We start from the raw sequence: 16854 nt of genomic DNA, 5'->3' as shown, positions 1-16854 counted from the left end.
TCAGGCCAGCGGAACCAGCAGGGAATCCGTGCTGGGTTCGCTGGTGTGGGTGTAGTCGAGGCGCACGTACAGCTCGGCCTCGCGGCGTTCGAAGGAAACGTTGGTGACCAGCACGCGCGGTTCCCAGGCCAGCAGGCATTCCTGCAACTGGCGCTTGACCAGGGTGGCCATGACCTCGTCGTTGGGGTCGTGCACCAGCGAATGGATGCGGGTGCCGTATTCGCGCAACATCACGCGCTCGCCGAAACGCGTGGCCAGCAGCGCGCGGATGTTCTGGCGGATCTTGTCCTGGCCGTTGGCGCGCTGCACGCCGCCATCGCTCAGGGCGAAAGGAAAAGCGAAACCCATGACGTTGTCCATGTCGTCGATGCTCCTCAGCTCAGTCCGACATCGCCGGTCTGGGTGGCGGTTCCTATGACCGCGTTGCCGTTATCACGTACTTGCGAAGCCACACCGGTCACGCGCGCGGCGCTGACGTAGGCGTGCACCACATCGGCGATCGCCTTGGCCATCGCGTTGGCGGCGTCGTCGCCGCTCCATTCCTCGTTCACGCCCTTTTGGAAATTGGTGCGCAGCGTGGCGGCCAGCGTCGATTCCAGCGTGTTGCGGTCCAGGGCCATGGCGTCAGTCCAGGGGGCAGGGCGGCAGGGTGGGCAGGGCCGGCAGCGCAGGCAGCGCGGGCGGAATCGGCAACGGCGGCAACGGCGGCAAAGTGATCGCGATCGGCAGCGTCGGCAGGGTCAGGCCCGGCAGATCGGGCAAGGCCGGCAGTTCCGGCAGCGACGGCAGCGACGGCGGCACCGGCAACGGCGGCAGCGGCGGCAAGCTGATCGCGATCGGCAGCGTCGGCAGGGTCAGGCCCGGCAACGACGGCAAGGCCGGCAGCGCGGGCATGCTCGGCAGCGACGGCGGCACCGGCAGCGGCGGCAACGGCGGCAGCGACAGCGGGATCGGCAGCTCGGGGAAGGTGCAACGGCTCATGCGTGCGCGCTCCTCACTTCACCAGCACCGAAGCGCTGAAGTGCTGCTGCGGCACCAGCAAGGCCGGCGGCGTGGCCGGACCGGTCGGGCCCATCGCCGAAGGGTGGGTGTGGAACATGAACTGCTTCCACAGGATGTCGAACTGCTTGGCCAGCAAGGTCGGTTCGCTGGCGCCGCTGCCCACCGACACCGTGGTGCCTTCCAGCAGGATGTTGGCGGCGGTGATGCGCACGGTGTCGCCGGTGAGGTCGAGGCTGGCGCCGTCCTTGTTCATCAGCACCACGCCGTCGGCGTTCATCGCCAGCACGTGGCCCTGCTCGGACATCAGCGAGGCCTCGCCCTTGTCGGCGTTGAGGTAGAGCGTCGAACCGCTCTTGTTGGACACCACCACGCTGCCCTTGTCGTCGATGGCGAGGAAGGAGTTGTCCTTGTGGCGGATCACCACGCGCGCTTTGTCGTCGGTGTCGTTGAGCTCGATGGTGTGGCCGCTGGCGGTCTGGATCACGCGGTTGTCCGGCGGCGACACGCGGCTCTCCTGCGGCGTCGCCGTCTTCGGGTACCAGGTGCCGACCCAGATCGGAAACTCGGGGTCGCCGCCTTCGAACTCGACCCACACCTTGGCCCCCACCGGCGGCACGAAGAAGTGGCCGTACGGGAAGCAGGGCCGCGCCTTGACCGCCAGTTCGGCGCCGAAAATGCTGGGCACCGTGACCATGACGCAGCCTTGCTGGTCGTCGTCTTCGTTGGCGGTGACGGTGCCGCTGTACTTGCCGTACCAGCGTTCGGCGTGGCGGTGAATGGCGTTCATGCGGGTCCTAACGGGTGAGCTCGAATTCGGAGGTGTAGCCCGGCGACATGCCGCCGCCGGACGAGGTGCGCACCGTGTGCTTGACCTTGCGCACGTACCAGCGGCCCGCGCCCCAGCCGCTGATGCCGGTGACGTCGACCGCGCCCTTGGCGCGCAACATCACCGTGCCCACGCAGGCGCCGCGGGCAGTGAAGCCCAGCGCCATGGTCGGGTCCTGGGCGGCGTCGCTGGTGGCGCGCGCGGCGCTGGAGGGCGTGCCGGGGGTGAAGGTTTCCGGGCGCTGGCTCTGCGGCGTTTCGGTGGCTTCGGCGGCGACGCTCAAGGCGCTGTCCAGCGGCGCGCCGCCGGCTTCGGCCACGGTCTCGCTGGGCGCGTGCGCGGGTTCGGCGGGCGCCGGCGGCGCGGTGGTGGTGACGGTGTCGCCGGTCAGCGGGTCCACCGCCGCGGTGGTGCGTCGCGGCGAGGCCGAGCTGGCGGTGCGCTCGTAGGAGAAGCGGGTGATGCGCCCGGCCATGCCGGTGGCGGCCAGGGTGCCCATGGCCTCGCCCTCGGTAAGGCGCGCGATCGGAATGAAGTAGAACTTGGACGCACCGCCGTTGTACTCGACGAAGGCGCGGCAGTTGTAGCGCCGCGCCAGCAGCACGATGAAATCCCAGTCGTTCTGCGTGGTCTGGCGCAACGGCGCGGCCTCGGTGAACTCCGGGTCCGGGCTGGGTTCGATCTGGCCTACGGCGATGCCGGTGGTGGGCTCGCGGGTGACGATGGTGCGCAGGATCGAGCTCAGCGAGCCGACGTGATGGGTGGCGCGGAACGGACGCTTGCGGATCCGGTACGACAGGTCCAGCGCGGTGATGGTCAGCTGCTTGGGATTGCAGCCGGCGGCCGCGTTGGCGATCTGGGTGACCTCGCCCTCGAACATGACCGCGTGATTCTCGCCCCAGCCCAGGTCCACCAGCAGCGTGTTGCCCTCGCGCGGCGCTTCGCTGCCGCTGCCGTTGGGGTCGTTGAGCACCACCACCGCCTTGTCGATCAGGCGATCGTTGTCCTCGACCTCGGCACTGCGCACGTTGGCGCTGATGTCGATGCCCTGCAGGTGCACGCGCTTGTACGGCTGGCGGCTGTCGCTCATGACCGGTCCTCAGAAGCGACGGTCGCGTTCGACCAGGCCCGGCGCGCTGCCGCCGGAAGCGACGTCGAGCTTGTCGCCCGGGCGCCATTCCAGCGGGAAGCGCAGCGGATTGGCGTCGGCCAGACGCCACCAGCCTTCGCTGGAGCCCTGGTAACGCCAGGCCAGGTATTCCAGCGATTCGGCGCCGGTGACCAGGTGCGCGTAACGCGCCGAACTGGCCGGCACGCCCTCGTGGCGGCGGATCGGCAGCGCGGTGCGCGGCTCGCCGTCGGCGTCGGGGGCCTGCATCGGCGCCATTCGGGCGTAACGCGATCGTGCGGAAACGGGCATGCGCGCTTGCTCCTCAGAGATCGAAGATGTGTTTGATGACGGACGCGCCCGGCAGCACGTTGACGTAGTCCATGCCGTAGCCGGAGCGGCCCATGGTGCGGGCGACGTTGACGTAGCGTTCGATGGTTTCCACCAGCGGCGAGATCGCCTTGGTCTGCTGCTTGAGGCTGACGCTGATCTCCGCGCGCGCCGGCGAGGTGTCGGCGTTGAAGCGGGTGATCTTGATGCTGAGGTTTTCCATCACGCAGTCGGTGTTGATGCCGCCGTAGATCAGCGTGCACAGCGGCGGCGAGAAGGTTTTCTCGAAGCCGCTGCTGATCCATTCGACCAGGCTGCCCACGTCCACGCCGGGATTGACGAAGGAGCGCAGCAGGGCCAGATCGGGCGAGATGTCGCCGTCGTAAAGGTTGCCCACGTCGGAGGTCGCGCCTTCCGGGCGCACCGCGCCGTCGAGCACGAAGTCCAGGGCGAAGGTGCGCGGCTCGCCGCAGCCGGCTTCCAGCGGATGCGTGCGCACCAGCTGCGGACCGAATTCCTTCAAGTCCTCCAATGCGCCGGCCGGCGCGGTGGCCAGCTTCACGTACCAGGGTTGGCTGGCGCTGAGCGCGGCCGAGGTCTTGTCGAAGGCCCAGTTGCCGAAGTTTTCGACGTCGGTGTACTTGTAGCCGCGCTTCTCGGTCAGCGACTCGGGATTGAACTGGAAGCGGAACACCAGCGGCGGCAGGCTGTTCCAGCAGGCGAGGTATCCGTAGGCCATGGCGCGTCTCCGGTTCCGTGGGCTCAGGCGGTGATCAGGGCGGGGTCGTCGGAGCCGCGCTGGGCCAGCTCGCGCTGGTAGGCCAGCAACTGCGCGTACAGCACTTCCGGCGCGGGCAGCGCCGCGACCGCGTCGTCGCCGGTGGCGACGGTGGCGGCGGTCAGGTCGATGATCACTTCCTGGATTTCGATCGAGGCGCGCGGGCGGTCGACCGCCTCGCCGACGATGCGGCCGGGGATCGAGTCGCCGGCGGTGGCCGCGGTGGAGGAGAACTGCGCGGTGATCTGGTCCAGCAGGGTGCGCAAACCGCTGCCGGCGAGCCATTGCTCGTACGCGGTCGCGATCGCCTCCATGCCGGTTTCGGGGCGTTCGCGCACCGCGCGTTCGGCTTCGGCGAAGGCGGCGGCGAACTCGGTCGAGCGCGCGCGCACCGCTTCCAGGTTGGCGGCGTAGTCGCTGCGGCTGCGGTCCAGCTCGGTGGAGATCATCGAGTCGAAGCGCGCCGACAAGGCGGCGAAACCGGTGGCGACGCTGCCGGTGAGCGCCTGCACGCCGTCCAGCAGGCCGGTGCGCAGGTCGTTCATCTGCGCGCGCAAGGTCGCCAGCGCCGCCGGCGGCGCGACCAGCGCGGCCGGATCGGGCATGGCCGGCAGCAGCGACGAAGGCAGCGCCGTGGACGCGGTGACCGGTGGCGGCAGCGGCAAGCGCGCGGCGGCGCTGAGGTCGGACAACTGGGTGGAGGTAAGCGGCGCGCTGATCGGCGAGCCGGTGGCGGGGTCGATGTCCTTGTTGCGCAGCAGTTCGTACAGCGGCGGCAGCACCGCCGGCATCACCTGGATCAGGTGGGTGATCAGGCGGAACACGCGCAGGTCGCCGAAGCGCGCCAGGGCGATGAACAAGGTGTCCACCAGCCAGCGCAGCATGCCGTTGACGACGCGTTGCAGGCCGCCGGCGAGGAACTGGAACACCGCCAGCGCGCCCTCCAGCACCGTGCCGGCGATGTCGAACAGGCTGGTCAGAATGCCCTGCAGCATTTCGCCTATGACCTGGGCCAGACCCGCGGCCAGGCGCGCGACCACGCCCAGCAGGTCGAACACCGTCACCAGCACCACGCCGCGCAACAGCAATACGTTGCGCACCAGGAACTGCAGGATCTCGACGATGGCCAGCTTGAACGTATCCAGCTTGTCGAACAGCAGCGCCAGGCTGCCCACCACCATCGGCACCAGGATGATCAGGCCGTTGACGATGCGGGTGACGCCGCCGACGATGTTCTCGACCGAGCGCAGCAGCGCCATCCAGCGCTCCTGCTGCGGAGTCAGCGAGGCTTGCAGGCGTTCCTGGGCGCGCGTGCCGCCGCCGCCGCCGCCGCTGCCCGCGGCTTCGAACAGGCCGGTCAGCAGGTCCAGGATGTCGCGCAGTTCGCCGATCTGATCGGTGAGCGGCGCGCCGGCGACCGTCGCGGTAGGGTCGGGTTCGCTGACGGCTTCGGTCGGCGTGGTCGCCTTGCCTTTGCCTTTCTTGCCCGTGTCGGGTTTTTTCCCGCCTATGCCCAGCCGGACCAGGATGTCCTGCAGCTTGGAGACGATGGATTCGATCTTCCAGATCATCAGCGGCAGCGTCACGCCGGCGATGGTGCCGCCGATCAATCCTCCGAACAGGCCGCCGAAGAAGCGGCCGATGCCGCCCAGCAGGCCTTCGAAGAAGCCGCCGATGCCGCTGCTGGCGACCAGGTCGCGCAAGTTGCTGACGTGCACCAGCAAGGCGCCGCCGCGCATCGGCGGCGCGCCGAAGCGGCCGCCGGGCGTGAACGCTTCGGCGAACGCGAAGCCGGCGTAGCGCGTGGTCGCCTGGGCGACCTGATCCAGCGTGCCGCGCAGGCCCTTCATCTGGGTCAGCATCAGGCCCATCTGGGTCACGATCTCGTCGCGGACGTCGTCGTCGGCCATGGCTCAGTGCGCTCCCGCCGCGATCTGGTCGAACTGGCGCCGGCCTTCGGCGTAGGCCTCGCCCACCGCTTCGCGGAAACGCTGGGCCAGTTCGCGCACCAGCGGTTCGTCGTGGGCGCGGCCCTGCGCGTGCAGGGTCAGGCGCGGCACGCGCACGCGGCCCAGGCGCGCGCGGCGCGCCAGAATGTGCGGCGAGGTCGGGGTGAATTCCACGTAGTTCTCTTCGCCGGCCATGGCGCGATCGCGCCACCACTGCCGCATCTGCGCGACGTACATCGGGATCGCCGCGCCGATCAGCTGGAAGCCGTTGCCGGCCAGCCAGCGCTCCCAGGCGCCGATCGGCGTGACGCGGACGCGGTCGCCCAGCGCGCGCAGCTGGCCGTCGTACAGTCCGTTGGCCAGTTCGGCCGATTCGCGCGCGAAGCGGCGCATGCGTCCGGCCGGTCCGGTGCGAGCGAAATCGGTGGCGGTGCGCGAGAACACCTCGCCCAGATGCGCCAGCGTGCGCGAGATGTTCTCGAACAGGCCGCGCACGTTCAATCCCAGGGCGCGGCCGAAACTGCCCATTTCCCGGCCCAGTTCGCCCGGCCGCACGCCGATCAGCATGTCGTAGAAGTTGGGCATGCGCGGAATGCGCGGGCGCGCGGTCTCCCGCATGGGGCCGCCGGTGTTGCGGAACAGCGCGTCGACGATTTCCTCGATCAGCCCCAGGTTGTGCAGCAGGCTCGCGCGCAGCGCATCGAGCTTGGAGCCGACCCAAGGCAGGTCGTTGATCACCGGCAGGAAATCGCTGGACACGATGGTGCCGCGCGCGGCCAGGATGGCGGCCTTGAGCGACAGGTACAGCGCCGTGTTGAGGGCCGCGCCGGTCAGATCCAGCACCTGCCTGACCGGCAGCTTGATCCCGATCATGTCGATCAGCATCGCGGTCGGGCCCAGGAAGGGCTTGATCAGCTCCAGCAGATCGAAGTTCATGATCGCGTCGATCGCGGCGAGCACGTAGTCGATGATGATGATGACTTCGTTGACCTGGCGCTGCAGGTCACGCAGGAACACGGTCAGCGAGAACAGCACCGTTTCCAGGTAGATGCGCGCGATCGCCGAGAAATAGTTGATGCTCCATTGCAGCATCGTGCCCAGCGCGCCGACCAGCGCCGGCACTTCGCGCAACATCGTCGGCAGCGTCTCGAAGAAGAACGACAGCACCTCGCGGCGCGCCCGGAACACCCGCGCCTCGATCCTGCGCAGCACCTCCACCACGGTCAGGCGCAGGCGCAGCCACAGCGCGGTGGCGAGGGTGCGAATCCAGCCGGGAATGATCGGCAGCACCAGCATCGCCGCGGTCATGCCGCGCAACACCAGGTCCATCGGGTCGCTGCCGAAGCCCGGGCCGGCGGTGTCGGCGCGGGTCGCCACGGCCTCGGCGGGCGTGGCCGGCGCGGCCGGGCCGTCGTGGGCGGCCGCCGGCGTCGCGAACAGCGCCATCGCCTTGCCCATGTCGCCGACCATGATGCGCAACTGGCCGGTGCTGGTGGTCAGGCCGCGCCAGGCCATGGCCAGCAGGCCGAACAGATCGCCGGCGCGCGCGTTGCGCGGATCGAAGCTGGTCGGCCGCGGCTCGATCAGGCGCTCGATCGAGCCGGCGATGCCGGACACGATGTTCTCGACCATGCCGATCAGGTTCGGCAGCACCATCTCGTCCTCGACCGCCTGCGGTATGCGGGTGAAGCCGCGGCCGAAGGCGACGAACGGCGCCGCCCAGGCCTGGCCGGCGTTGCGGTAGGGGCGCAGCGCGCCGTGCTGCTGCGGGTCGATGGCCAGCGACAGCGCGCGGCCTTCGAAGGCGAAGATCGGGAACGCGCGGGTGCGCCGCTCGAGTTCGCTCATGCGGCTCAGGCGTTCGGTCAGCCAGCGTTGCAACGCCGCCGACAGCCCGCCGATGCGGCGGCGCTGGTTGTCGAAATCGGCGAACCAGTCGGAGGTGATGGGCAGGAAGTCGATCGGCATGTCCGTCACTCCGCCGGCGCCAGGTAGGTCTGCTCGCGCAGCAGGCGGGTCAGATCGTTGGCGATGTTGCGCACCGACACGGGATCGGCGCCGGGCGCGCGCACGGTGATCCGCCGCACCACCGGGCGCAGGCGGCCGTTGTCGGGCAGGTCGCGCACCGGGAATTCGGGGTCGCGCGTGGGCACGTCGCGGCCGTAGATATGGCGGTCCAGCGCGTCGAACGCATCCAGCAGCATCGGGATGCGGATCTGGATTTCCGGCGGCAGGATGCGCGCGGCCACGGTGTAGATCACATCGCGATAGCGCAGCTCGTCGGTGCGCAGCCGGTCGAACGCGGCGTCGGGCGTGTCCACGCCGAACTCGGCCACCATCATTGGGATTTCGCCGCGGAACACGCTGGGCGGCTCGGCCATCAGTTGCTGTGCGAGCGCGTCGGTGGCCGGGTCCAGCGCGAACGGCGCGGCCATGTCGGTGTCGAAGTCCGGGCCCCAGGGATTCTCGACGACGGTGCCGCCACGCGCGGTGTCGACCATGCGGCGGGCCAGGTCCAGGCTGGGCGTGGGCGGGACCACCAGCAGGCTGGTGAGCGCGCGGCCGCGGCCCACGCCGGTGCTGACCGCGCCGCCCAGACCGCCGCCCGAGGACGGCGGCGGCGCCGCCGGCGGCGTCGACGACCCGATGCCCGAGGACGCGAAGATGCCGCGCACCACCGTCACCATCCGCGCGGTCGCGCGGAACATCCGGATCATCGGCAGATCTTCGATCAGCGAACGCGCCATGGACACGGTCGTCTCGATCTCGGCCCGGGTACGGTCGGCGATCGAGCCGAAGCCGTACTTCAGCGAGACCACCATCTCCGACAACATCGCGCCGGCGATCTCGATCAGGCGGCGGGCGACGGCCATGACGTGATCGATCAGGCGCATCAGGATCGCCAGCGGCGACGCTTCCGGATCGGCGCCTTGCAGTGCGGCCAGGGTGCCCTGGCCGATGCGGTCGACCACGTCCCAGATCGCCTTGGCGAAATCGATCAGGGCGCGGAACTGCATCGCCGTGGGCAACAGCATCCTGCCGAAGCGGGTCACCAGCCAGGCCGCGGCGCCGACCAGCTGCGCGAACAGTGCGGCGATGCGGTCGACCAGTTCGAGGATGCCCCGCAACAGCGGATTGCGGATCGCCTCACGCGGGCCCATCAGCAGGTTGATGAAGCGGGTCAGCGCCTGGATGGCGCGGGTGGCGTCGCCGAGCAGTTCGTAGGCCAGCACCATCGAGCTGTTCGGCCCGGAGGCCGCGGCGACGATGCCGGCGACGAAGCCGCCGATCAGCACCAGCGGGAACGCGACCGCGGCCACCGCGGTGCCCAGGCCGGTGATCTCGGCCAGGAAGATCGGGCTGTACAGAATGGTGAGCAGGCTGGAGACGATCGCGCCGGCGGATTCGCGCAGGCAGGTGTACAGATACATCAGCGAGCCGCTGGGGCTGATGAACATGCCCACCGCCATGCCGGCCATGCCGGCCAGCGGTTCGAGCAGATTGGGGCCGGTCTGGCCCCCCTTGGATTGCGCGCGCGCCTCGCGATACCGCTCGCCCAGCGCGACGATGTTGCTGATCACCACGCGCAGGCGGCTGTCCAGACGCGGCAGCCGTGCACCGAACCACTCCACCAGGAACGCACCGCGCGCGCGGTCGATCACCACGGCTTCCAGCCGCAGCACCGCGTTCCATCGCTCGAACGCCGTGGCCATGCCGGCCAACGGCGTCGACAGCGATGTCAGTAGCAGCCCGATGGGCATTCAACCGCTCCTGGTTGCGAAGGCAGGGGTCAGCGACCCCTGGACGATTCGATTTCGGCGTTTTCCCGCTCGATCTGCTCGATCAGCAGACGCGCGAAGCTGCGTCGGTCCTCGGTGGGCATATCCATCAACTCGGCGTGCGGCCAGTGAAGGTGGTACGCCAGAAAGAACACCTCGCGACGCAAATCCTCGAGCGTCAGTCCAATGCCAAAAAATGGGACAGATCCAGGCTGGCCTTGAACTCGTGGCCGCAGGCCGGGCATTCCAGCGCGCGGATCAGGTCGACGCCGGGCGCGGCCGAGTTGAGCGCCCGGTCGATCAGGCGCCGGTCGGTCATGGTCAGCTCGGCCAGCAGCTTCGGCCCGATCGCGTTGAGCCGGTGCTGCGGTACGTCGCCCAGCGACTTCAGGCAGCGCGCGAGCAATGCGTTCTTGCCCAGCGAGGCGTTCTTGCGCATCTGCGGCGCCACCGCCGATTCGTCGGCGCCGGTCGGCAGGCGCATCACCATCGCGTGGTGCGCGACGCCCTGGTTGTCGATGTAGCCGTCCTCCAGGCGGATGCGGATCTCGCCGGCCGACTCCTCTTCGCCCATGCGCCGCACCGGCAGCGCGTCGAGCTCCTCGGTGACCTCGTGGCTGTGGCCGCAGGACGGGCACTTGTAGGTCGCCTGCAGCTCGTTGCCGAAAGTCGCGCCGCGCAGGCGCAACAGCAGGTAGTTGCGGTCGGCCGAGTACATCTCCGAGACCACGCCCGGGCCGGTGGACTTGAGTTCGCCCAGGCCGACGATGCAGCTGGCCAGCAGTTCGGTGACCAGCTTGCCGCCGTTACGCTGGTTCTGCGGATCGGCCAGGATCGCCTCGTCGCGTCCGGTCATCTTGCGCAGCATGCCGTGACGGTGCAGGCGGCCCTCGTCGTCGTAGACGCCGATCGGAAGTTCGAACTCGTAGGTGCGGTGGGTCGTGCTCGGCGGCGGCGCCAGCGGGACCTCGCGCAGTGCGGTGGCTTGGTTGCTCATTCGACACGCTCCAGTCCTTCGTGCTCGAGGACGATGGTTTGCTTGAAGTGGTTGGTGGACCCGGCTTCCAGGTCGGTGAACTTCGACGACTTCACCCAGGCGCCGTAGAAGGCGAAGGTCAGCACGTCGGCGCCGTTATGGCGCTTGACGATCATTCCGTCGCGGCGCGGCACCGAGCCGCCCTGGTCGTCGCGATTGAGCTTGAAGCACTCCTGGAACCAGTCCTTGAAACGCTGGTCCTCCGGACTGCCGTCGACGTAGCGCTCGATCGTGAGCGAGTCGAACTTGACCTTCGCGCCGGCGGTCTTGAACACGCGGAACGAACCGCCGTGCGGTTGCTCCACGGTCTCGATCTCGCCTTCGCTGAGTCCGCCGATCTTGCTCACGCCGGGGCTTTCGCGCCCGTCGATCACCAGTACGAACTCGCTTGCGCGGTAACTTTCCCAAATGTCTCCGACTTGTGGCATGACGCCCTCCTGCGTGCGCTAGTGATGAATTCAGCCTTCGGACGCCGACGCCCCGGAGGGCTGCTGGCCGACGGTGATGACGATGGTTTCCGCCGGCTTGGACGGATAGAAATAGACCTCGACGTTGAGCAGGCCCTGATCGACCTGGTCCGGCGGGTTGTTGGAGGCGTCGCAGATGACGGTGAACACCTCTTCCGGCGAACCGGTGCCGAACGCGCCCTGTCGCCACAGGCCCAGCAGGAACGGGTTCACGGCGTTGAACTTGACCGCGTTCCACAGCGACTGGCGGTTGGGTTCCTGACGGACCCAGCGCAGGCCGTTCTTCAGGCTGCTCTTGACGAAGTTGAAGAGCAGGCGCACGCCGACGTACATCCAGCGCGGATCGGTGCTCAGCGTGCGCGAGGAATCGATGACGATGCCGGCGCGCGGAATCGCGCGGATGCCGTTGACGCTGCCGTCCTTGACCAGTTGCGTGTGCTCGGCGTCGGTGAGGCGGTAGGTCACGTCGAGCACGCCGGCCAGGTTGGCCTCGTCGCCCGCGGGCGCCTTCCACACGCCGCGCGTGCGTTCCACGCGCGCGTACACGCCCAGCACGTGGCCGACCGGCGGGATGTTGCGGCGCGGGTTGTCGCCGACGCCGGCCGGATCGGCGATGGTGATCCACGGCGCGTACAGCGCGCCATAGGCCTTCTTGGCCTGGAACGACTGGCCGTAGGCGACCGCCTGACCGGCCTCGGTGAAGCCCTCCGGCACCGCGCCCACGTACATGCAGTCGCCGCGGTTCTCGCAGTAGGCCAGGGCCGCGGCGACGATCGCCGGATCGGTGCGCTCGCAGGTCAGCAGCTGCACGTCGTGCGGATCGAAGGCGAACAAGCCGCTGCGCTGCGCCGGATCGCCGTTGAAGTGCGCCGACGTCGGCGTGCCGTCGCGGCCGGCCGCCAGCGGCGTCCAGGCCAGCACCGCCGGACGATCGGCGCCGACCGCGCTGGCGCTGAGCAGATCTTCGGCGACGATGTAGCGCGAACCGCGGATGGCGTCGTTGATGCGTGCCGGCGCGTAGTTCGGGGTGTCGGCTTCCATCGACAGGTCCGACCAGGTCTCGCGCACGTTCTCGGCCTCGGTGCCGCCCTCGGCGACGGTCACGCTGAAGCGCAGGTTGCGCACGCGGATGTTCTGCGCGGTCCAGGCGGCGATGCCGGCGATCGGCGGGCCCCAGGTGACCGCGCCGGTCAGCGGGTTGCGCGACAGCAGCTTGACCATGGCGGTGTTGGCCGGCACGGTCGGGTCGAACACTTCGATCGCGTCGCCGAGGTCGAAGTCCTCGGTGCGGCGCAGGGTGGCGCCGTTGGTGGCGACCGCGCTGGCGGTGCCCGGCACCGCCGCGGCGATCGCGAAGCCCAGGGTGGCGTTGGCGGCGATCACCTGGATCGAGGTCCAGCCGTCGCTCATGCGCGCGACTTCGCCGGTCGAGGTCAGCACCAGGTTGCCGGGGCCGGTCAGCGAGGCGACCACGCGGCTCTGACGGCCGTTGATCGCGTCGCGGATCTGCGCCGGCGTGGCGTTGGCCGCGCCGCCCGGGAAATCCGCGGGCAGGAAGGTGATCACGGTGTTGTCCAGCGAGCCGTCGACGCGGATGGTCAGGCTGGGCAGCGTGCTCATGTCGACGGGCGCGACCAGCGCCACGGTGCCGGTGATGGTGGCCGCGGCGGCTTCGCGCAGACGCGTGGTGGTCGGCGTGGAACGCGCGACCTGCACCTGCAAGCCGTTGCCCCAACTGCCCGGATCCTCGTTGCCGCGGAAGCCGGCCGAGATCCGCAGCGTGTCGGCGGGACTGGTGTCGCGCAGCGCCAGCGTGCCCGGCGCATGGCCGGTGGCGGGATCGTCGGAGACCACCCGGTTGACGTAGGCGACCTGGCCGCCGTTGTCGAAATAGCCCTTGACGAGGTACGCGCCCAGGCCTCCCGGGAAATAGCCGCCGAACCGCTCGACGAAGCGAGCGTAGGAATCGACCATCACGGCCTGATTCGGCGTGCCGCGCCGGGTCAGGATGTTGAAGCCCGCGATGGAGGTGGGCGCGGCGGCCAGTACCGGCGCGCCCGTTCCGTCGACTTCCCGCACATTGATGCCGATGAAGCTCATGATCCTTTCTTCCTCTTGGGTGGTTGCGGGGGCCGCGCGGTTCCTTCGGCGGCTCCCTGGCCGCGCTTGCGCGGAGTGGTTGCGATAGCGGCGGCCTGATCGGCCTCCGAGGGCGTTGCGCTGCGTACCGCCAGCGCCTTACGAGCGAGCAGGTGGGCCAGCTGCGGCGACGCCAGCGCGGCGGTGTCGAGCTCGACGCTCTGTCCCGACGCGAGCACGTGCACCGACGAGCCCAGGTGCAGCTCGACCGGCTGCGAACGCGTGTTGATCAGGCGCACGCGTTCGCTCGCCTTGTCTTCAGCCATGGCCGGACTCCTTCCAATCGACGTGGTTGACCAGGCCTTCCACCGGCTGCACGGACGCCGGCGCGTCCTGGTCCTGCCACGCGTAGACGCGGCAGTACAGCCGCTGGCGCGGCGCGGGGTTGAGGTTGGGGTTGAACTCGTAGGCGGGCGGCGTCTGGGTCTCGAACGACCAGGCGTGCGCGGCCACGCGCAACATGCCGCGCGGGGCGATCTCGCGCAGCAGGAAATCCATCAGCGCGCCTTGATCGGCGCGGTCGGCGGCGACCGCCTCGATGGCATAGCAGGCCTCGTACGCGGTCGGCGCCGTGCGCACGCGATAACCGTCGGCGACGAAGTCGCAGCGCTGCGCGCCGCCTACGCTGCGCTCGGGCAGGTTGCGCACGTCCATCGGCACGATCGCGATGCAGGGCGTGGTCGCGGGCCAGGCGCCGCCGGCCGTCACCAGCTCGGCCGGCACCAAGGCGCCGGACAGGCTGGTGCGCTCGTGCAGGCGCGCGAGCAACGATTGCTCCAGGTCGGCGAGCATGCTCGGCCGCACCGCCAGCGCTTCGTCGATGACGATGGCGTAGCCCTGACTGGCATCGATGCACTGCAGCTGCGCGACCGTGACCGCGCCGCGCACCGCCGGCGGAAGGTCGGCCAGCGAGAACCGCACCACGTCCCAGCCCGCGCCGCCGCTCACCGGCACGCGACGGTGCCAGCTGTTGCCGGGCGCGCCGATCGGCAGCGCGACGCTGCCCAGGCGCAGTTCCAGGTAGAACCCCGCCGCGGAGCTGCGCTCGCCGCGCAGCACCAGCCGTAGCTCGTCGTAGTCGTCCAGGTCGGTCGCGGCCAGCGGGCGGCGCGCGATGTGGTCCAGCGACGCGTTCGAATAGGTCAGCGTCAGGCTGCGGCTGTCGCCGCTGGGCGTGGCGCCCAGCAGATCCTCGGCGATCGCGATCGCCGCCGACGGCGTCACGCCGTCGGCCTGCAGCGCCTGCCAGCCGGCGGGTTGGGTGAAGGCGGCGAGCGTCAGCGACGGCACGGGCGTTCCTCCAGCGTCCTTGCGTGGGCGCGCGTCATGTCAGGCGGCGCCTCGACAGCTCATGCAGCACGCCGTCCAGCTCGTCGGCGCTGGCGATGCAGCGGTAGCGTTCGCCGGTGCTGTTGGCGCTGAGCATTTCGACCAGGCCGCGTGCGCGCATCCAATCCAGTGCGTCGAGCAGCGCGCGTCCGTCCACCACGGTCTGCTCGCGGAACCACCACGTGGCGATTCCTTCCGCGGTATCGGAACTGTTCGGGTTCGCCCGCAGGTAGCGGGCGAGCGCTCTGACCATCGCTAGCATTTCGGGGTAGTCGTCCATGCGTCCCAGCCTTGGACTGAAGAGCGCAAGTCGCGTGCCAAGTCGTTCGCACGCGCAAGTGATTGATTCCGTTCGCGCCGACAGCGGCGACTGCGATCGCTGCGGTTGCGCTTTGTCCTGCGTGCCTGGGGTCGCGATGCAGCGAAACCGCGCTGCGACGGGCTGCGCGCGATAGGGCGTTTTTGTCCTGGCGAGCGGACGATTCGGTCCGCGCGCGACGCGCGTGGCAGTGTCCGGCGCACGCACGACGGCGGTCGCGTCGAATGCGTGGCGCAGCGCGTTGCCGGCGCTGGGCGCCGTGGCGGTCGGATCGGGCTTCATCAGGAGGCGTCGTTGAAGCGGCGCGTGTCGATGTGGTGCTTGCGCACCAGTTCGAAGAACGCGCGCCGGTTTTTCTTGGCCGCTTGCGCGGCATGGGTGAGGTTGCCGTGGTGCAGGGCCAGCAGGGTCTCGATGTATTGGCGTTCGAAACGCTCGACCACGCGCTTCTTGGCCGATTGGAAGGATTCGCCGGCGATGCCGTCGGGCGGCGCGTCCGCTCCGGAATCGGCGTCGAGATCGGCATCGATGGCGATATCGTCGGCGTCGATGCGCTCGCCCGCGGCCAGCAGCACCGAGCGTTCGATCACGTGGCGCAGCTCGCGCACGTTGCCGGGCCAGTCGTAGGCCAGCAGCTTCTGCAGCGCTTCGGAGGTGAGCCTGCGGCCACGTCCGCCATGGGCCTGATCGAACAGTTGCACGAAATGGCCGGCCAGCAGGGCGATGTCCTCGCGGCGCTCGCGCAGCGGCGGCAAGGCGATCGGCAGCACGTTGAGGCGGAAATACAAGTCCTGACGGAAGCTGTTCTGCCGCACCATCAAGCGCAGGTCGCGATTGCTGGCCGCGATCACGCGCACGTCGGAGCGCTGCATGGCGTTGCAGCCGACCGGGCGGTACTCCTGCTGCTGCAGGAAGCGCAGCAGCTTGCCCTGCGCCAGCAACGGCAGGCAGTCGATGTCGTCGAGGAACATGGTGCCGCCCTCGGCCTCCTTGACCAGGCCGTGGCGGGAATTGTGGGCGGTGGTGAACGCGCCTTTGACGTGACCGAACAGCTCGCTTTCGATCAGTTCCACCGGCACCGCGGCGCAATTGACCGCGACCCAGGGCCCGGCCGAACGCCGCGACAGATAGTGCAGCGCCTGCGCGCAGATCTCCTTGCCGGTGCCGGTCTCGCCGACGATCAGTACGCTGGAATCGCTGCCCGCGATCACCGGCAAACGCTCCGCGACCTTCGCGCAGGCATCGCTGGCGTAGAGGAATCCGCGAATGTGGGGCGATCGTCCTAGCGTTTCGCCGTAAGGCATACATCACTCCTTCCCTGGGTCGCCGAACCCGTACAGCGTGGTCGCTGCCGGCCTGCCTGGCCGTCGGTGGTTCGGGGTACTGGGAAGAGAACGGCGATGGAACGCGCGACCGGACAAAGATTTTCTTCGTACGTGCGCGTCCTGCATCGCATCGGTCTTACGTACGCGCGCAACGTGCGCGTACGACCGCGCGATGATGCGTCGCGTTCCCTTGGGATGCGCTGCGACGATGCCGCTAACGTGTTAGCGCGCATGCGCGCAAGCGCAGTCGCGAGCGACATCGCGGCGCGAGGGCGATCGTCGCGCGAGTCGCGGCGACGCGTGAGCCGGTGTGCGTCGTCGCGTCCCGGTGGTTCGCGAGGTCGTGTTTGAAGCCGTGTTCGCGAGCGCATCGTCGGCAACCGCGCGGTGCGTCCAGTCGCCGTTATCGAACCGGTGGCCGCGGGTCGGAGAAGCCGGCGGGGCGGGCGAGAAGGGGTTGCGGCGCG

At 69.3% G+C, this 16854-nt stretch carries 17 protein-coding genes; all 17 read right to left on the bottom strand.

The window, feature by feature from the left end; genetic code table 11:
* Positions 1–360 (bottom strand): GPW/gp25 family protein, encoded by a 360-nt coding sequence (locus tag LVB77_RS16440; protein WP_232907156.1) that lies wholly within the window; start codon positions 358–360, stop codon positions 1–3.
* Between the two features lie 14 nt (positions 361–374).
* Positions 375–620, bottom strand: a complete 246-nt coding sequence (locus tag LVB77_RS16435; RefSeq protein WP_232907155.1) for a hypothetical protein — start codon at positions 618–620, stop codon at positions 375–377.
* 4 nt (positions 621–624) lie between these two features.
* On the bottom strand, positions 625–981 hold the full coding sequence (locus LVB77_RS16430; protein WP_232907154.1) for a hypothetical protein: 357 nt from the start codon (positions 979–981) through the stop codon (positions 625–627).
* Between the two features lie 13 nt (positions 982–994).
* Positions 995–1789, bottom strand: a complete 795-nt coding sequence (locus tag LVB77_RS16425; protein WP_232907153.1) for a phage baseplate assembly protein V — start codon at positions 1787–1789, stop codon at positions 995–997.
* A gap of 7 nt (positions 1790–1796) precedes the next feature.
* Positions 1797–2918, bottom strand: a complete 1122-nt coding sequence (locus tag LVB77_RS16420; protein WP_232907152.1) for a hypothetical protein — start codon at positions 2916–2918, stop codon at positions 1797–1799.
* Positions 2919–2927: 9 nt separating this feature from the next.
* Positions 2928–3206 carry a hypothetical protein gene (locus LVB77_RS16415; protein ID WP_232907151.1) on the bottom strand — a complete coding sequence of 93 codons (279 nt, stop codon included), beginning with the start codon at positions 3204–3206 and terminating at the stop codon, positions 2928–2930.
* 55 nt (positions 3207–3261) lie between these two features.
* Positions 3262–4005: a hypothetical protein gene (locus LVB77_RS16410; protein ID WP_232907150.1), complete on the bottom strand. Its 744-nt coding sequence runs from the start codon at positions 4003–4005 to the stop codon at positions 3262–3264.
* Positions 4006–4028: 23 nt separating this feature from the next.
* Positions 4029–5954, bottom strand: coding sequence for a hypothetical protein (locus tag LVB77_RS16405; protein ID WP_232907149.1), 1926 nt, complete (start codon positions 5952–5954; stop codon positions 4029–4031).
* Between the two features lie 3 nt (positions 5955–5957).
* Complete coding sequence (locus LVB77_RS16400; protein WP_232907148.1) at positions 5958–7961, bottom strand: hypothetical protein; 2004 nt, start codon at positions 7959–7961, stop codon at positions 5958–5960.
* A 5-nt stretch (positions 7962–7966) separates the two neighbouring features.
* Entirely contained in the window at positions 7967–9754 is a 1788-nt protein-coding gene (locus LVB77_RS16395) for a hypothetical protein (protein WP_232907147.1), read from the bottom strand.
* Between the two features lie 196 nt (positions 9755–9950).
* Entirely contained in the window at positions 9951–10769 is an 819-nt protein-coding gene (locus LVB77_RS16390) for a hypothetical protein (RefSeq protein WP_232907146.1), read from the bottom strand.
* Positions 10766–11236, bottom strand: a complete 471-nt coding sequence (locus tag LVB77_RS16385; RefSeq protein ID WP_056183152.1) for a phage tail protein — start codon at positions 11234–11236, stop codon at positions 10766–10768. Before LVB77_RS16385 ends, LVB77_RS16390 begins: the two co-directional genes overlap by 4 nt.
* Positions 11237–11266: 30 nt before the next feature.
* Positions 11267–13375, bottom strand: coding sequence for a phage tail sheath subtilisin-like domain-containing protein (locus LVB77_RS16380; protein WP_232907145.1), 2109 nt, complete (start codon positions 13373–13375; stop codon positions 11267–11269).
* On the bottom strand, positions 13372–13680 hold the full coding sequence (locus LVB77_RS16375) for a hypothetical protein (protein WP_232907144.1): 309 nt from the start codon (positions 13678–13680) through the stop codon (positions 13372–13374). The genes LVB77_RS16380 and LVB77_RS16375 overlap by 4 nt, the downstream gene beginning before the upstream one ends.
* Positions 13673–14704, bottom strand: a complete 1032-nt coding sequence (locus tag LVB77_RS16370) for a hypothetical protein (protein WP_232907143.1) — start codon at positions 14702–14704, stop codon at positions 13673–13675. Before LVB77_RS16370 ends, LVB77_RS16375 begins: the two co-directional genes overlap by 8 nt.
* 34 nt (positions 14705–14738) lie before the next feature.
* Positions 14739–15344 (bottom strand): hypothetical protein, encoded by a 606-nt coding sequence (locus LVB77_RS16365; protein WP_232907142.1) that lies wholly within the window; start codon positions 15342–15344, stop codon positions 14739–14741.
* The gene (locus tag LVB77_RS16360) at positions 15344–16366 is read right to left on the bottom strand and encodes a sigma-54 dependent transcriptional regulator (RefSeq protein ID WP_232907141.1); all 1023 of its coding nucleotides are present in this window, start codon (positions 16364–16366) and stop codon (positions 15344–15346) included. Before LVB77_RS16360 ends, LVB77_RS16365 begins: the two co-directional genes overlap by 1 nt.
* Positions 16367–16854 lie beyond the last annotated feature (488 nt).

Source organism: Lysobacter sp. 5GHs7-4, assembly GCF_021284765.1.
Classification (GTDB): domain Bacteria; phylum Pseudomonadota; class Gammaproteobacteria; order Xanthomonadales; family Xanthomonadaceae; genus Lysobacter.
Note: the sequence above shows the minus strand (reverse complement) of the source record. Positions and strands in the feature narration are given on the sequence as shown.

Excerpts from the sequence above, each read along its gene's own strand:
- LVB77_RS16385 (WP_056183152.1), bottom strand. The coding sequence starts at position 11,236 with ATGCCACAAGTCGGAGACATTTGGGAAAGTTACCGCGCAAGCGAGTTC.
- LVB77_RS16440 (WP_232907156.1), bottom strand. The coding sequence starts at position 360 with ATGGACAACGTCATGGGTTTCGCTTTTCCTTTCGCCCTGAGCGATGGC.
- LVB77_RS16360 (WP_232907141.1), bottom strand. The coding sequence starts at position 16,366 with ATGCCTTACGGCGAAACGCTAGGACGATCGCCCCACATTCGCGGATTC.
- LVB77_RS16430 (WP_232907154.1), bottom strand. The coding sequence starts at position 981 with ATGAGCCGTTGCACCTTCCCCGAGCTGCCGATCCCGCTGTCGCTGCCG.
- LVB77_RS16390 (WP_232907146.1), bottom strand. The coding sequence starts at position 10,769 with ATGAGCAACCAAGCCACCGCACTGCGCGAGGTCCCGCTGGCGCCGCCG.
- LVB77_RS16420 (WP_232907152.1), bottom strand. The coding sequence starts at position 2,918 with ATGAGCGACAGCCGCCAGCCGTACAAGCGCGTGCACCTGCAGGGCATC.
- LVB77_RS16365 (WP_232907142.1), bottom strand. The coding sequence starts at position 15,344 with ATGAAGCCCGATCCGACCGCCACGGCGCCCAGCGCCGGCAACGCGCTG.
- LVB77_RS16375 (WP_232907144.1), bottom strand. The coding sequence starts at position 13,680 with ATGGCTGAAGACAAGGCGAGCGAACGCGTGCGCCTGATCAACACGCGT.
- LVB77_RS16395 (WP_232907147.1), bottom strand. The coding sequence starts at position 9,754 with ATGCCCATCGGGCTGCTACTGACATCGCTGTCGACGCCGTTGGCCGGC.
- LVB77_RS16415 (WP_232907151.1), bottom strand. The coding sequence starts at position 3,206 with ATGCAGGCCCCCGACGCCGACGGCGAGCCGCGCACCGCGCTGCCGATC.
- LVB77_RS16410 (WP_232907150.1), bottom strand. The coding sequence starts at position 4,005 with ATGGCCTACGGATACCTCGCCTGCTGGAACAGCCTGCCGCCGCTGGTG.
- LVB77_RS16435 (WP_232907155.1), bottom strand. The coding sequence starts at position 620 with ATGGCCCTGGACCGCAACACGCTGGAATCGACGCTGGCCGCCACGCTG.
- LVB77_RS16425 (WP_232907153.1), bottom strand. The coding sequence starts at position 1,789 with ATGAACGCCATTCACCGCCACGCCGAACGCTGGTACGGCAAGTACAGC.
- LVB77_RS16405 (WP_232907149.1), bottom strand. The coding sequence starts at position 5,954 with ATGGCCGACGACGACGTCCGCGACGAGATCGTGACCCAGATGGGCCTG.
- LVB77_RS16400 (WP_232907148.1), bottom strand. The coding sequence starts at position 7,961 with ATGCCGATCGACTTCCTGCCCATCACCTCCGACTGGTTCGCCGATTTC.
- LVB77_RS16380 (WP_232907145.1), bottom strand. The coding sequence starts at position 13,375 with ATGAGCTTCATCGGCATCAATGTGCGGGAAGTCGACGGAACGGGCGCG.